At 72.9% G+C, this 14,094-nt stretch carries 9 protein-coding genes; 6 read left to right on the forward strand and 3 right to left on the reverse strand.

The genetic code is table 11. The features are described 5' to 3' along the window. From EMA17_RS02165 to EMA17_RS02175, 3 genes are all read right to left on the reverse strand, one after another. Positions 1-1,080: protein kinase domain-containing protein (locus EMA17_RS02165; RefSeq protein WP_218042595.1), on the reverse strand; the 1,080-nt coding region annotated here is incomplete at its 3' end. Positions 1,081-1,204: 124 nt separating this feature from the next. Next, complete coding sequence (locus tag EMA17_RS02170) at positions 1,205-3,454, reverse strand: serine/threonine-protein kinase (protein WP_160161280.1); 2,250 nt, start codon at positions 3,452-3,454, stop codon at positions 1,205-1,207. A gap of 168 nt (positions 3,455-3,622) precedes the next feature. Then, entirely contained in the window at positions 3,623-4,396 is a 774-nt protein-coding gene (locus tag EMA17_RS02175) for a TIGR03084 family metal-binding protein (RefSeq protein ID WP_126635118.1), read from the reverse strand. A gap of 234 nt (positions 4,397-4,630) precedes the next feature. Here EMA17_RS02175 and car point away from each other — a divergent pair, with 234 nt between their 5' ends. The 6 genes from car to EMA17_RS02205 all read left to right on the forward strand — a co-directional run bounded on the left by car (position 4,631) and on the right by EMA17_RS02205 (position 14,055). Beyond that, a complete protein-coding gene (gene car / locus EMA17_RS02180) occupies positions 4,631-8,152 on the forward strand; it encodes a carboxylic acid reductase (protein WP_246126390.1) in 3,522 nt (1,173 codons plus the stop codon). Positions 8,153-8,336: 184 nt separating this feature from the next. Next, positions 8,337-9,248 (forward strand): aromatic prenyltransferase, encoded by a 912-nt coding sequence (locus EMA17_RS02185; RefSeq protein ID WP_126635119.1) that lies wholly within the window; start codon positions 8,337-8,339, stop codon positions 9,246-9,248. A 33-nt stretch (positions 9,249-9,281) separates the two neighbouring features. Further along, positions 9,282-9,935, forward strand: a complete 654-nt coding sequence (locus EMA17_RS02190) for a nucleotidyltransferase domain-containing protein (RefSeq protein WP_126635120.1) — start codon at positions 9,282-9,284, stop codon at positions 9,933-9,935. Between the two features lie 69 nt (positions 9,936-10,004). Then, the gene (locus EMA17_RS02195) at positions 10,005-11,660 is read left to right on the forward strand and encodes a PucR family transcriptional regulator (RefSeq protein ID WP_126635121.1); all 1,656 of its coding nucleotides are present in this window, start codon (positions 10,005-10,007) and stop codon (positions 11,658-11,660) included. 170 nt (positions 11,661-11,830) lie between these two features. Next, positions 11,831-13,225: a type III PLP-dependent enzyme domain-containing protein gene (locus EMA17_RS02200; protein WP_126635122.1), complete on the forward strand. Its 1,395-nt coding sequence runs from the start codon at positions 11,831-11,833 to the stop codon at positions 13,223-13,225. Next, positions 13,222-14,055 (forward strand): M55 family metallopeptidase, encoded by an 834-nt coding sequence (locus EMA17_RS02205; protein ID WP_126635123.1) that lies wholly within the window; start codon positions 13,222-13,224, stop codon positions 14,053-14,055. The genes EMA17_RS02200 and EMA17_RS02205 overlap by 4 nt, the downstream gene beginning before the upstream one ends. Positions 14,056-14,094: the final 39 nt, after the last annotated feature.

Here is a 14,094-nt window from a genome sequence, read left to right on the forward strand (position 1 = left end):
AGGCGGTGCGGTGCTCACGGACGGCGACGACGTTTCGGTTGGTGTGGAGGTCGCAGGTGGTGCGGTGCTCCCGGACGTTGCCGACGTCTCGGGCCGGGTGGGTGTTCCGGCCGGTGTGGGCGCCGGCGACGTGGGTCTGTCGTCCGCGCGCGTCGTGGTCGGGTCCGGGCGACCGCTCGCCGCGTCGCGGGAGGCCGGCAGGCCCGTCAGGACGTCGGCCGCGCGGCTCACGGCGCGCGTCATCGTGTCCGGCAGCCAACTTCCCCCGCCCGGCCCGTCCTCGGCCCGGCTGACGAAGTCGATCAGCGCGCGCGGCGTCGGACGTCGCACGGGGTCCTTGTCCAGACACGCCGCCACCGCGTCCCGGATGGAGGCCGGCAGCGCGCCGACGTCGGCCGGATCGCCGACGACGCGCCGGAGCACGGCGGCGGGCGGCCCGTCGCCGAACGGCCGTTGCCCGGACGCCGCGTACACCATCGTCGAGCCCAGCGCGAACACGTCGCTCGCCGCGCTCACCGGCCGTCCCAGGGACTGCTCGGGCGACATGTAGCCCGGCGAGCCCACGATGGTGCCCTCCCGGGTGAAGGAGGTGCCGTCCAGCGCGTGGGCGATGCCGAAGTCGATGACGTGGGGACCGTCCAGCGCCAGCAGCACGTTGCCGGGCTTGAGGTCGCGGTGGATCACCCCCGCCGCATGGATCCCGACCAGCGCCTCCGACACCCCGGCCAGCAACATCCGCAACGACGCCTCGGGCAGCGGGCCGTGCCGCCGAACGGCGTCGTGCAGCGACAGGCCCGAGACGAACGCCGTCGCCATCCACGGCGGATCGCCGTCGGGGTCCGCGTCCACGACCGGCGCGGTGAAGGCGCCGGACACCCGCCGCGCGGCCGCCACCTCGGCCCGGAAGCGGCCGCGGAAGCCCTCGTCGGCGGCGAAGTCCGCGCGGATGACCTTCACCGCCACGGCGCGCCCGGCGGCGGAGCGGCCGAGGTAGACCTTCCCCATGCCGCCCGAGCCGAGCGGCAGGAGCAGGACGTACGGGCCGACCCGTCGCGGATCCGAGGCGTCGAGCTGTTCCATGGCCTGCTGCCGTCACCCTTTCGTGGGTCGATGCCCCGATGCGGAGCGGAGGTTCGGGTATCGACCGGGCATCGTTCCGGGCCGATCGCGCGTGTCGTGGCGAAGTCGTCGGCGGGCTCGGCGGCTAGGCCCCGCTCGCGGCGACGACGACCAGCGAGGTGCGGTTGGCGCCCCATACCCGACCGCCGCCCACCGCCGTGAGCAGGACGTTGGTCGCGTCCTGGGTGGGGTCGCTGTACTTCCATCGGCCTTTGCCCGTCTCGGCGTCCACCGCCCAGAGGTTCGCCCTGTCGTCCGCCACGTAGACGTTGCCGTCCGCGATCCGGATCCCGGCCGAGTCCGATTCGCGGAGCGAACCCTCCTGCGGCGCGGTGGCCCACTTCGGCGCGCCGGTGGCCGCGTCGAGGGCGATCAGGCCGACGGCGCAGGTGACGTACACGGTCCTTCCGTCCGGGCTCGCGACCGGTTCGCCGAAGGTGTCGACGCGGTCGCGGCCGGTCCGGAACGTCCACCGCTGCCGGCCGTCGAGCGGGTCGACCGCGGTGACCGAGGATCCGGTGTACACGTAGGAGCCGCCCGCGAAGCACGCCCGCCTGCGGCCGGAGATGCCGAAGGAGCCGCCGGGTACCGGGTTGCGCCAGCCGCGTCGGCCGGTCGCCGGGTCGAGCACGACGACCTCGCCGTCTCGGCCGATTCCGCCGCCGGCCGCGAGGATCATCGACTCGGTCGTGGGCGGTACCAGCAGCACCGCCGCCACGTCGGTGCCGGTTTCCTGCCACAGCGTGGCGCGCCTTCGGGTGTCCACGGCCCACACGAAACTCCGCATGGGGGTGGCGCCGGGGATGTCGCCGGAGACGATCACGGTGTCGCCCAGGATCCCGGCGACGACCCGCAGGAGCCGACCGCCGGTCGGCTCCGCCACCGACCACAGGACTCTTCCGGTCGAGACGTCCATGGCGTGCAGGCCGTCGATGTACGCGGAGCCGCCGGCGCCGCAGAAGTAGAGGACGCCGTTGCGCACGATGCCGGGCCGATGTTTGGCCGACACGGGTTCGATCCTCGCCGTGGTCGGCCCCCAACGGGCCTTGGCGTCCAGGTCCAGGCCGTTCGCGTCGAACAGGCCGAAGGCGATCAGGACGTCGCCGCCGAGGACCAGACCCGCGCACGCCTCGCCGAGGTCGCGCATCCTGCGGACGACGGCGTCGGGAGCGGTGAGGGGCGTGGTCGCGACGGCGGGTGCGGCGGGCGGGGCGCCGGTCGGACGGGGGCGGACGGACTCGCTCTCGCGACCGGCGTTCTCGACGCCGCCGCCGCCCCGGTCCGACAGCGCGACGGCCGCGGTGACGCCGCCGGCCACCGCGACGGTGCCCGCGACGCCGACGAGCAGGGCGCGGCGACCGATCGTGCGGGTGGTGGGTGGTGTCGGCGGCTCGGGCGGGGTGTGCGGGGACGGCGGCGTCGGGGGTATCGGCGCGGGCGGGGGAGCGGTGAGGGTCGACGCGCGGACCGCCATGATGTCGGCGGTCAGCGGCGCGGGCAGCCAGCTCCCGGCCGCCACGTCGACGCCCTGGCGTTCGATGTCCTCGACCACCTCGGCCGGTTCGGGCCGCTCGGCGGGGTCCTTGGCGAGGCAACGCAGGATCAGCGCGCGTAGCGGTTCGTCGAGCCCGGCCAGCGGCGCGTGGTCCGGCTCGGTGCCGGCGACGCGGAACATCAGCGCGGCGGCGTTGCCGGTCCCGAACGGCGGCAGCCCGGTGGCGGCGAAGTACGCGGTGGCGCCCAGCGAGAAGACGTCGCTGATCGGCGTGAGCAGCCGCTCCAGGGCCTGTTCGGGCGACATGTATCCGGGCGAGCCGACCACCGCGCCGCTGCGGGTGTGTGAGGTTCCCTCCACGGCCCGGGAGATTCCGAAGTCGATGACGTGCGGTCCGTCGAGCGCGACCAGGACGTTGGAGGGTTTGAGGTCGCGGTGGATCAGGCCGGCGGCGTGTACGTTGCCGAGCGCCTCCGCCAACCCCGCGACCAGCATGCGCAGCGCCGGCGCGGGCAGCGCCCCGTGCCGGGCGACCGCGGTGGACAGGGGTACGCCGGGCACGAACGCCGTTGCCATCCAGGGGACCGGGGCGTCGGGGTCGGCGTCCACGACGGGGGCGGTGAAGGCGCCGGAGACGCGGCGGGCGGCGGCGACCTCCCGTCCGAAACGAGCCCGGAACACCGGGTCGTCGGCGAGTTCGGGACGGACCACCTTGACCGCGACGGTACGACCGCCGGGCGAACGGCCCAGGAACACCTTGCCCATGCCGCCCGCACCGAGCGGGCCGAGCACGACGTACGGTCCGACCCGCCGCGGATCGGCGGCGCCCGACAACTCCATGGTTCCCCTCTTCGGCGGCGGTGGCCAGGATACCGACCCGATGATCATGCCGAGGGGGGCCTCCGGCGGGGCCACGTCGCCCGAAGCGGACGTCCGCGCGGGGGCCGATCCACGACCGTGCGCCCCGGGCGGTGATCGCCCGGGGCGCACGGTGACCGGGCGACTCGCTCAGAGGAAGACGCGGGCGTTGTCCAGCCACGCCCGCGCGTCCCCGCCGACCGCCGTGAGGTCGGTCTCGGTCGAGGACCTGCGCCGGGTGACCAGGAGGCAGAAGTCGAGGGCACCACCCCGCACCCGCTGCGCGGCGTCCTCCGGTCCCCATGTCCAGGTTCGGCCGTCCGGGCCCGTCAGTTCGACCCGGAAGGGTTCCGCCGGGAGGGGCAACCCGGCCGCGTGGAAGGAGAGTTCGCGTCCGATCACGCCCAAGGCGGCGATCCCGCGGAGTCGATCCGTCGGACGGCGTGCGGCGCCCACCGCATCGAAGACGTCCTGCCCGTGGGCCCATACCTCCATGAGCCGCAGCGGTGCCATGAGCGTCGCGGTCAACTGTGAGCCGTACCAGGGGAATCCGTGGTCCGCCGGGAGGTCGCGGAGCGCCGCCACCACCTCGGCGCGACCGGCGCGCCATTCCTCGAGCAGTACCGATCTTGGTTCGGCGGCTCCTGCGGCGGCCTCGAGATCGGCGTGTCGGCTGCCCGCGGCCTCCGTCCGTTTCAGCACGGTGTCGAACGCCTCCGGGGTGCGTATGGCGATGAGGACGTTCGTATCGGCTGCGGCGAGATGCGCGATCTGGTGGGCGATCGTCCACCCCGCCGCCGGTGTGGGCTCGGTCCAGTCGGCGTGCGCCGATACCAGGGCGTCGAGTTCGTCTCCTTCGGCCACCAGGTCGGAGAGGGCGATGTCGCGTTCCAGACCGGACACGTCAAGGCCGTAGTTCAGCATCCGACGTCGCCTTTCGGTTTTTGGTATGCGTCCACCCATGCATCGTAGATGTCGATCGTTTTTGACCGGCTGCCCGGCGGGGGCGCGCGCCGTCGACCCAGACGGGGGGCCGTTTCGGGTGGTTCCGTTCGGCAGGTCGGGTGGTTTTGGGAGTGGGGCGACGCGGCGACAGGGGCGTCGATGGGAGGCTTTCGGTGGAATCGACATCCCCCACGTTCGGAAGGTTGGTGAGCCGTGTCCTCGTCCTCCGCGACATGCGACCGGGAGATCCGGGAGGATCGGGGCGCCGCTGTGCCCGGGTTCCCGAAGCCCGCCGATGTGGTGGCGGAGGACGCGCAGTTGCGCGCTGCCGTGCCCCTGGACTCCGTCGGCGCGGCGTTTCGGGACTCCGCCGACAGCCTGGTGCGGAGCGTCGGGCTCCTGATGGACGCCTACGCCCGGCGCCCCGCCCTCGGCCGGCGTGCGACACACACGGTGATCGATCCGGCGTCGGGTCGCACGACACTGGAGGCGCTGCCGCGATTCGACACGATCACCTACGCCGAACTGTGGGAACGGGCCGGCGCGGTCGCGGCCGAGTGGACGCGGGATGCGGCGCATACGGTCGGCGCCGGGGATTTCGTGGCGGTGTACGGCTTCGTCGGCCTGGAGTACACGGTGCTCGACCTGGCGTGCCTGCGGTCGGGGGCGGTGTCCGTGCCGTTGCCGTCGAGCGCTCCCGTGGCCCGGTTGCGGTCGATCGTCGACGAGGTCGGGCCGCGGATCCTGGCGGTTGGCGTCGAAGTCCTGGACAGTGCGGTCGAGTTGGTGTTGTCGAGCACGTCGAGGCCCCGGCTCGTGGTGTTCGACCACCACCCGGAGGTCGACGATCAGCGCGAGCGGTTCGAGGCCGCCCGCAGGCGCCTGGCCGAGGCCGGATGCACCGGGATCGACGCCCTCACGGCCGTCACCGAGCGGGGGCGTACGCTCCCCCCGGCCGCGCCGGTGCGCCGGCCGACCGCCGCGGACGCGGAAACGATGCGGTTGCTCGTCTACACCTCCGGCAGTACGGGGGAGCCGAAGGGCGCCATCTACACGGAGCGTATGCTCCGGCGACTGTGGATGGGCAGCATCCCGGCGGACGACGGGCTGCCCTGGATCACCGTGCAATACCTGCCGTTGAGCCATGTGGCGGGCCGTACCGCCCTTTTCCACACCCTGGGCCACGGCGGCACCGCGTACTTCACGGCGAAGAGCGACGTCTCGACCCTCTTCGACGACATCCGGCTCGTCCGGCCGACCCAGCTGATGCTGGTGCCGCGCATCTGCGACACGCTCCATCGGGAGCATCGAAACGAACCGCCGCGACAGGAAGGAGAGTTAGCCGGCGAGCCCCGCCTCGGTGGCCGGGTGTTGCGGGTGATGTGCGGCAGCGCGCCACTGTCCCCGGAACTCGCGCGGTTCATGGAGTCGTATCTGGGACGGACCGTGCACGACAGCTACGGGTCGACCGAGGCCGGCGTCGTTTTGTTCGACTCCCTCGTGCAGCGGCCCGCGGTGAGCGAGTACAAGCTCGTCGACGTGCCGGAGTCGGGTTACCGCACCGGCGATCTGCCCCATCCGCGCGGCGAGTTGCTGATCAAGTCGGAGTTCGTCACCCCCGGCTACCACGGGCGGCCCGAGACGACCGCCGAGGTCTTCGACGAGGACGGGTTCTACCGAACCGGCGACATCATGCGGGAGATCGGCCCGGACCGGCTGGTGTACGTGGGCCGCCGCAACGACATGCTGAAGCTGGCCCAGGGGGAGTTCGTCGCGGTCTCGCGGCTGGAGGGCATCCTCGCCACCGCTCCGCTCGTGCGGCAGGTCTACGTGTACGGCAACGGCGAGCGCGCCCATCTGCTCGCGGTGATCGTGCCCACCGAGGAGGCGATGGCGCGGGCCGAGGGCGACGAGTTGAAGCGGGCGCTGGGCGAGTCCCTGCAGCGGGTCGCCAGGCAGGCCGAGCTGGAACGCTACGAGATTCCCCGGGACTTCCTGGTGGAGACCGAACCCTTCGACACCGGGAACGGCCTGCTGTCGGAGCTGCGCAAGAACGTCCGGCCCCGATTGAGGGAGCGTTACGGGGATCGTCTGGAACGGCTGTACGAGCAGACGTCGACCGGGCGGCCGGACGAACTGCGCGCGCTGCGCGAGGCCGGCGCCGATCAACCGGTGCTCGCGGCGATCCGCCGGGCCGCCGGCGCGTTCCTGGGCCTGTCGGTCGCGGACCCGGGTCCGGCCGCGCGCTTCACCGACCTGGGAATCGACTCGCTGTCCGCGCTGGCGTTCGCCGAACTGCTCAGGGACGTCTTCGGGGTCGAGGTCCCGGTCGGCATGCTGCTCGGCCCGGGGTGTTCCCTGCGGGCGATCGCGGAACACATCGAGGCGGTGCGCGAGTTCGGCGAGGCACGACCCTCGGCGGCCACCGTCCACGGAGCCGGCGGCGAGGTGGTACGGGCCGTCGACCTCACGCCGGACCGGTTCATCGACGCCGCCACCCTGAACGCGGCCCGTTCGCCGGCGACTGCGGTACGGCCGACGGCGACCGGGACCGTGTTGCTGACCGGCGCGAACGGCTACCTCGGCCGGTTCGTGTGCCTCGACCTGCTGGAGCGCCTGGCCGACACCGGCGGCCGCCTGGTCTGCGTCGTGCGCGGTCGGGACGACGCCGAGGCCCGCCGCCGGCTCGACGCCGCCTTCGACGGCGGCGGCGGGGAACTGCCGCGCCGTTACCGGGAGCTGGCCACCCATCGGCTCGACGTGCTCGCCGGGGACATCGGTCGGGAGCGGCTCGGCCTCGACGCGGGTACGTGGCGGCGGCTGACCGAGGACGTCGATCGGGTCTTCCACCTGGCCGCGCTGGTCAACCACGTGCTGCCCTACGACCGGCTCTTCGGCCCCAACGTGGTCGGCACCGCCGAGCTGATCAAACTGGCGCTCACCGGGCGGATCAAGCCGTTCACCTACCTCTCCAGCGTCGGCGTGGCCGCCGGAGTCGAACCGGCACGGCTCGACGAGAGCGCCGACATCCGCGAGGCGAGCCCCGAGCGCCGGCTCTCGGACGCCTACGCCACCGGCTACGCGACCAGCAAGTGGGCCGGTGAGGTGCTGCTGCGCGGGACACACGAGCTGTGCGGGCTGCCGGTGACCGTCCTGCGCTCGGACATGATCCTCGCCCACCCCCGCCACGCCGGTCAGCTCAACGTGACCGACGTGTTCACCCGGCTGATGCTGAGCCTGGTCGCCACCGGAATCGCGCCGGCCTCCTTCTACCGGAGGGACGTCGGGGCACAACGGCCGCGCGCGCACTACGACGGCCTGCCCGTCGACTTCGTCGCCCGGGTCGTCGACATCCTCGGCGCACACGACGGGGACGGCTTCCGGACGTACAACGTCGTCAACCCCCACGACGACGGCATCTCGCTGGACACCTTCGTCGACTGGCTCGTCGCGGCCGGCCACGGCATCGACCGCGTCGACGACCACGGCGTCTGGTTCACCCGCTTCGAGGCCGCGCTGCGGGCCCTGCCGAAGACACGGCGCCGACACTCCGTACTGCCCCTGCTGCACGTCTTCCGGCAACCGGCCGAACCGGTGGCCGGCTCCACCCTCCCGGCCGGACGGTTCGCGCGGGCCGTCCGGGCGGCGGGGATCGGCGAGTCGGAGATTCCACACCTGTCCGCCGGGCTGATCGACAAGTATGCGGCGGATCTGCGCCGACTCGGGTTGATCTGATTTCGCGTCGATAATCGCCGGGACCGGTCGGAACTCGGCCATTCGGGCGCCTTTTCGTGCTCGATGCTCTGAATGTCATTCGTGTTCCGCGACATGTCCTTGCAGAGCTTTATGGGATCGTGAGTGAATAGCCGCTCCGCCGTTTCGTCAATTCCTGTGCAAGGACCGGGAGCGCATCCTGATTATGTCTATCATCGAATTTTCTCCGTCCCGATTCCTCGCGGACATCGAAACGACCGCCGACATCCTGGGCGCCGACTACTCCGCACCGACGACCCGCCGGGTGCTGGACGTGTTCGAGGAGAGCTTCCACCGGGGGGCGGTCCTGTGGCGCACCACCGATCGGCCCGGCGGCGCGCTGAACTATCGCTTCTACGAGCGCAGGCCCGTCGACACCGTGCGCATCGCCGAGCGGGCCGGATTCATCCCCGCCCGCAGCCCGGCCACCGGCCTGATCCGCGCCTGGAGCGCGCTGTACGAAGGATCGAGGGAGCTGTGCGACTTCGACTCGGCGCGGGGCCTGGTCAAGACATGGGTGTATCTGGACGGGAGGCGGCCCGTGGCGGAAGTCCTCGGGCCGCGCGGGATCCCGGACACGATCCGCCGGCACGAGCGTCGTTTCCGCGAACTGGGCCTGACGGTGGTGCGGAATGTGGCGGTGGATCATCAACAGGGCACCGCGAACCTGTACTTCCGCACCGGGCAGGGCATCGACGCGAAGTCGACGGAGCGGCTGCTCGCGCTGTCCGGGAGCAGCATGCCCGACGCGCGGACTTTCGGGGACATGCTCGCCTTCACGGCGCCGGGTGGCTATACGTTCTCGGTGACGCTGCGGATCGACACCGGACGGATCGAGCGCGTCGGCTTCTATGCCCTTCGGCTTCCCGTCGGGCGGTTCCCGCACATCGGTGACCGGCTGGCGACGTTCTTCGACCGGGTTCCCTCCCACGACGAGGCGGAGATGAATGCCGTGGCCTGGTCGTTCGGCTCGGGAAATCGCCGCTACATGAAGGCCGAGCGCAGCTACTGCGGCCGACTGGTGGCGCTGATGCACGACTGCGACAGCCCGATGACGGTCCCCGTCATGCACTCGTGAGGGCATCGCCGGGGGTGGCGGTAGGTTTTGCCGATGATCGAATCGTTGCCGCCCGGGGGCGTTGTGCTCGGTACGGACGAACTCGATGCCCGATGGGCGCACGCCTGGCGGCCGGAACGGGTCGCGGAGCGGTTGGCCGGGGTGGCCACGCCGTGGTGTGTCGCGGCGGGGTGGGCGTTGGACCTGTTCCGCGGCGGGCGGTCGCGGCCGCACGGCGATCTGGAGATCGCGGTGCCGGCGGCGGGATTCGCGGAGATTCGGGACCGCTTCCCCGAGTTCGTGTTCGACCCGGTGGGATCGGGACGGGTCTGGGCGGGGACGGGGACGGGGGCGGATGCCGAGGCGATGGCCGCGACGCACCAGACCTGGGTCAGGGATCCGTCGAGCGGTCGGTTCCTGTTCGACGTCTTCCGCGAGCCGCACGAGGGCGGGACGTGGATCTGCCGACGGGACGAGAGCCTGCGGTTGCCGCACGACACGATCGTCGAGCGCACGGCGGACGGGATCCCCTATCTGGTGCCGGAGCTGGTGTTGCTGTTCAAGGCGAAGGCGGTACGGCCCAAGGACGGGGCGGACTTCGACGGGGTGCTTCCGCTCCTCGACCGGGCGCGGCGGGACCGGCTCGGCGCGTGGCTGACGCGTGTGCACCCCGGACATCCGTGGGTGGCGCGACTCGCGGGGGAGTGACCGGCCGCGTCGGCGCCCGCGTCCGCCCGCTTCGCCCCGGTGTCTCGTCGTGCACGGGATCATGGACGTATGACCGAGCGTGAATCCTCCGGCCGTCCCGCCACGGCGACGCTGGCCCGGGTCCTGGATCTGATCGACCCCGGGATCATCGACGTCGTGGTGGCGCCGCGCGGGACCGACGTGCCGGTGCGGGGGGTGACCCTGTACGACCTCGGCGACGAGGACGCCGACGGCGCGACGCTCGCCGGGACGATCCTGCTCGCGGTGGGCGTGGATCCGCGCGGGCGCGACGCGGTGGAGGCCGTGCGGGCGGCCCGGGACGCGGGGGCGAGCGCGCTGGTGATCCGGCGCGGGGCGGGCGGGGTGGACCCCGCCGTGGTCGAGGCGGCCGAGCACGGCGGGACGGCCCTGCTCACCCGGCATCCCCGACGCGGCTGGACGCACGTGCTCGGCCTGCTGCGCAACGCCTGCGCGCAGAGCGGCACCTTCGAACTCGCCGCCGTCGACAGCCTGCGCCCGGGGGACCTGTCCGGCCTGGCCAACACGGTCGCCGACCTGGTGGGCGGCGCGATCACGATCGAGGATCCGCAGTCGCGGGTGCTGGCCTACTCCCGGATGGACCACGAGCCGGATCCGATGCGCCGGGCGACCATCCTGAACCAGGAGGTGCCGCGCTGGCGGGTGGCCGAGCTGCGCGAGAGCGGCTTCTTCCGCACCCTGTGGGGCACCGACGACGTGGTTCGACTGCCCGCCGACGAGCGTTACGCGGAGCGGCTGGCGATCGCGGTGCGCGACGGGGGCGAGGTGCTCGGGTCGATCTGGGCCGCGGCCGACGGGCGCCCGCTCGCGCCGGACGCGACGGCGGCGCTGCGTACCGCCGCCCGGGCGGCCCTGCCGCACCTGGTCCACCACGAGACGCGCGGTCGCGAGGCGGCGCGGCGGCGGGAGGAGGCGGTACACACGCTGCTCGGCGGCGGCGCGGGCGCGGAACAGGCGGCCCGGACGTTGGGGGTGCGCCCGGATCGGCCCTACACGGTGATCGTGGTCGAGGCGTACGAGCGTCCCGCGACGGAGGCCGCGGCCGACCCGCCCACGCACGCCGAACAACGTGTGCTCGACGTGCTCGCGTTGCAGGCGACGGCGCTGCGCCCGGAGTGCGTGACCGCGCGGGCCGGGCGGCGGTTGTTCGTGCTGACCCCGGCGGGCGACGCGCACGCGGACCCGGCGCGGGACCTGGTCGCCACGGCGCGGTCGGTCCCGGGCACGGTGGTCTTCGCCGGTGTCGGGCCCACCGCCGGGCGGCCGGACGAGTTGCCCGGCGCGCGCGAGGAGGCCGAGATCGTGGTGCGGGTGCTGCGCGAGCGGGCGGTGGCGTCGGCCGGGGCGAACGCGTCGGCGTCGGCGCTGTCCGCCGACGTGGTGTCCGAGGTGACCCTGGTGCGCCTGCTGGACCGGCTCGCGCCGCTGTGGCCCCTGGCCGGACCGGTGCACGAGATGGTCGAACACGATCGCCTGCACGGATCGGAGTACTCCGCGTCGGTCGGCGCGTACCTGGGCGCCTTCGGCGACACCTCGGCCGCCGCGCGCGAGCTGAGCGTGCACCCGAACACCCTGCGCTATCGCCTGCGCCGGGCCGAGGAGCTGTTCGGAGTGGACCTGGACGACCCGACGGGCCGACTGCTCGCGGATCTCGGCCTGCGGTTGGCGTACCGGGCGCACCCGTGAGTCCGGGGTGCGGCGGGCCGTGTTTCATGATCATTTTCTTGCCATCGCCGACAATCGATGCGCCCGCCTTTGGTCGCCGGCGACGCTGACCCCCGGCCGCGCCCGGATCCAAGCTGTGCATGCGACTCGAACGGGTCGCGAACACTCGACATCTCCGAGGTGTGGTGCACGTGACTTCCGCAGCGGCCCGACGGCGTCGATCGGCCCGAGAGGCGGCCCTGGCCCGAGTGGTCGAACAGGGGCTGCTGGGCCCGGAGCAGCCCCTGCTGGGACTGCTGGACGTGGACGGCATCCGGTCGTCGGTCGACGCGCTGACGGCGGCGTTCGGCGACACCCCCGTACTGCACACCTTCGCCGCCAAGGCGTGCGGCCTGGTCCCGGTCCTGCGCCTGCTCGCCGACGCGGGCATGGGCTGCGAGGTCGCCTCGCCGGGCGAGCTCGAACAGGCCCTGGCGGCCGGGTTCACCCCCGAACGGCTCGTTCTGGACAGCCCCGCCAAGACCGTCGAGGAACTGCGGTACGCCCTCGCGCGCGGCATCGCCGTCAACGTCGACAACTTCCAGGAACTGGCGCGGATCGATGCGATCGTGGCCGAGCGGCCCGCGACGGGGCCGATCGGGATCCGGGTCAACCCGCAGGTCGGCGCGGGCACGATCGGCGCGATGAGCACCGCGACCACCACGTCCAAGTTCGGCATCGCGCTGCGCGACCCGGGAGCCGTCGAGGCCGTGGTCGAGGCGTTCGCCCGCCGGCCGTGGCTGAACCGGCTGCACGCGCACGTCGGCTCCCAGGGCTGCCCGCTGTCCCTGATCGCGGCCGGCCTGCGGGCCACCTACGAACTGGCCGAGCACGTCAACGCCGTCCTGGGCCGCCGACAGATCACCGGCCTGGACATCGGCGGCGGCCTGCCGGTGAACTTCGCCGCCGACGAGGACGACCCGACGTTCGCCGACCACGTCGCCGAGCTGCGCGAAGCCGTGCCCGAACTCCTGGACGGCCGCTACGAGTTGGTCACCGAGTTCGGCCGCTCGCTGCTGGCCAAGAACGGCACGATCGCCTCGCTCGTGGAGTACACCAAGAGCGCCGGCGGCCGACGGATCGCGATCACCCACGCGGGCGCGCAGGTCGCCACCCGGACCGTGTTCATGCCCGAGGCGTGGCCGCTGCGCGTGGGCGCCTTCGACGCGCACGGCCGACCCAAGCGCACGCCGGAGGAGATCCAGGACGTCGCCGGCCCGTGCTGCTTCGCCGGCGACCTCACCGCCGTCGGGCGCCCGCTCCCGCTGCTCGAACCGGGCGACGTGGTCGCGCTGTACGACACCGGCGCGTACTACTTCTCGTCCCACTTCGCCTACAACTCGCTGCCCCGACCGGCCGTGTACGGCTACCGGGTCGTGGACGACGAGGTGCGCCTGGCCATCGTCCGCGAGGCGCAGACCGTCCGCGAAGTGGTCCTGGAGAGCGGCGCGGCCCATGTGCACGCCCTCGTGGACCTGGGGTCCGCGACCTCCTCGGGGTACCCGTCCGAGCACGACCGTCCCGAACCCGGGGAGGTGGCGGTATGACCCGCGTCCTGATCTCCGCCGACATGGAGGGCGCCACCGGCACGGTGCTGCCCGCCGACGTGCGCGCCGGCAACCCGCGCTACGAACGTTTCCGGCGCCTGCTCACCGGCGACGTCAACGCGGCGGTGGCCGGATTCCTGGACGGCGGCGCCGACGAGGTGATCGTCAACGACGCGCACTGCGGCATGGACAACGTGCTCCTGGAGGAACTCGACCCGCGCGCGGTGCTCATCGTCGGCCGCAACAAACCCCTCGGCATGCTCCAGGGCCTCGAACTCGACGTGGACGCGCTGGCGTTCATCGGCTACCACACCGGCGCGGGCGAGGCCGGCGTGCTGGCCCACACCTACCTCTCGCACAGCGTGCTCGGCGTACGCGTCGACGGCCGCGCCGTCGACGAGGGGAGCTTCAACGCACTCGTCGCCGCCGAGGCCGGCGTGCCGGTGGTACTGGTCACCGGTGACGACCTGACCTGCGCCGCGGCCGGGCGCTACGCGCCGGGCTGTCGTACGGTCACGGTGAAGACGGCGCTCTCCCGGCACGCGGCGATCTGCCGTACGCCCGCCGCGACGGCGGCCGACATCCGCCGCGAGGCCGCCGCCGCGCCGGCGAGCCCCGTGGATCGGGGTCGCGCGAGGCCCGCCCCGCACGTGGTCGAGGTCGACGTGGACAGCCCCTACCTCGCCGAACGGGCGAGCGCGATGGGCGGGGTCGACGTCGTCGGCCCACGCACCGTGCGCCTGGCGGCCCCCGACGCCCGCGAGGCGCTGCGCCGGTTCCGGGCCCTGACCTGGGTGATCGGCGCCGGCCGCGAGGGCGACTGGACCTGACCGGTCGCGCCCGTCCCCTCCCACCTCTCTCGTTCCCCG

Source organism: Embleya hyalina (assembly GCF_003967355.1).
GTDB classification, from domain to species: Bacteria; Actinomycetota; Actinomycetes; order Streptomycetales; family Streptomycetaceae; genus Embleya; species Embleya hyalina.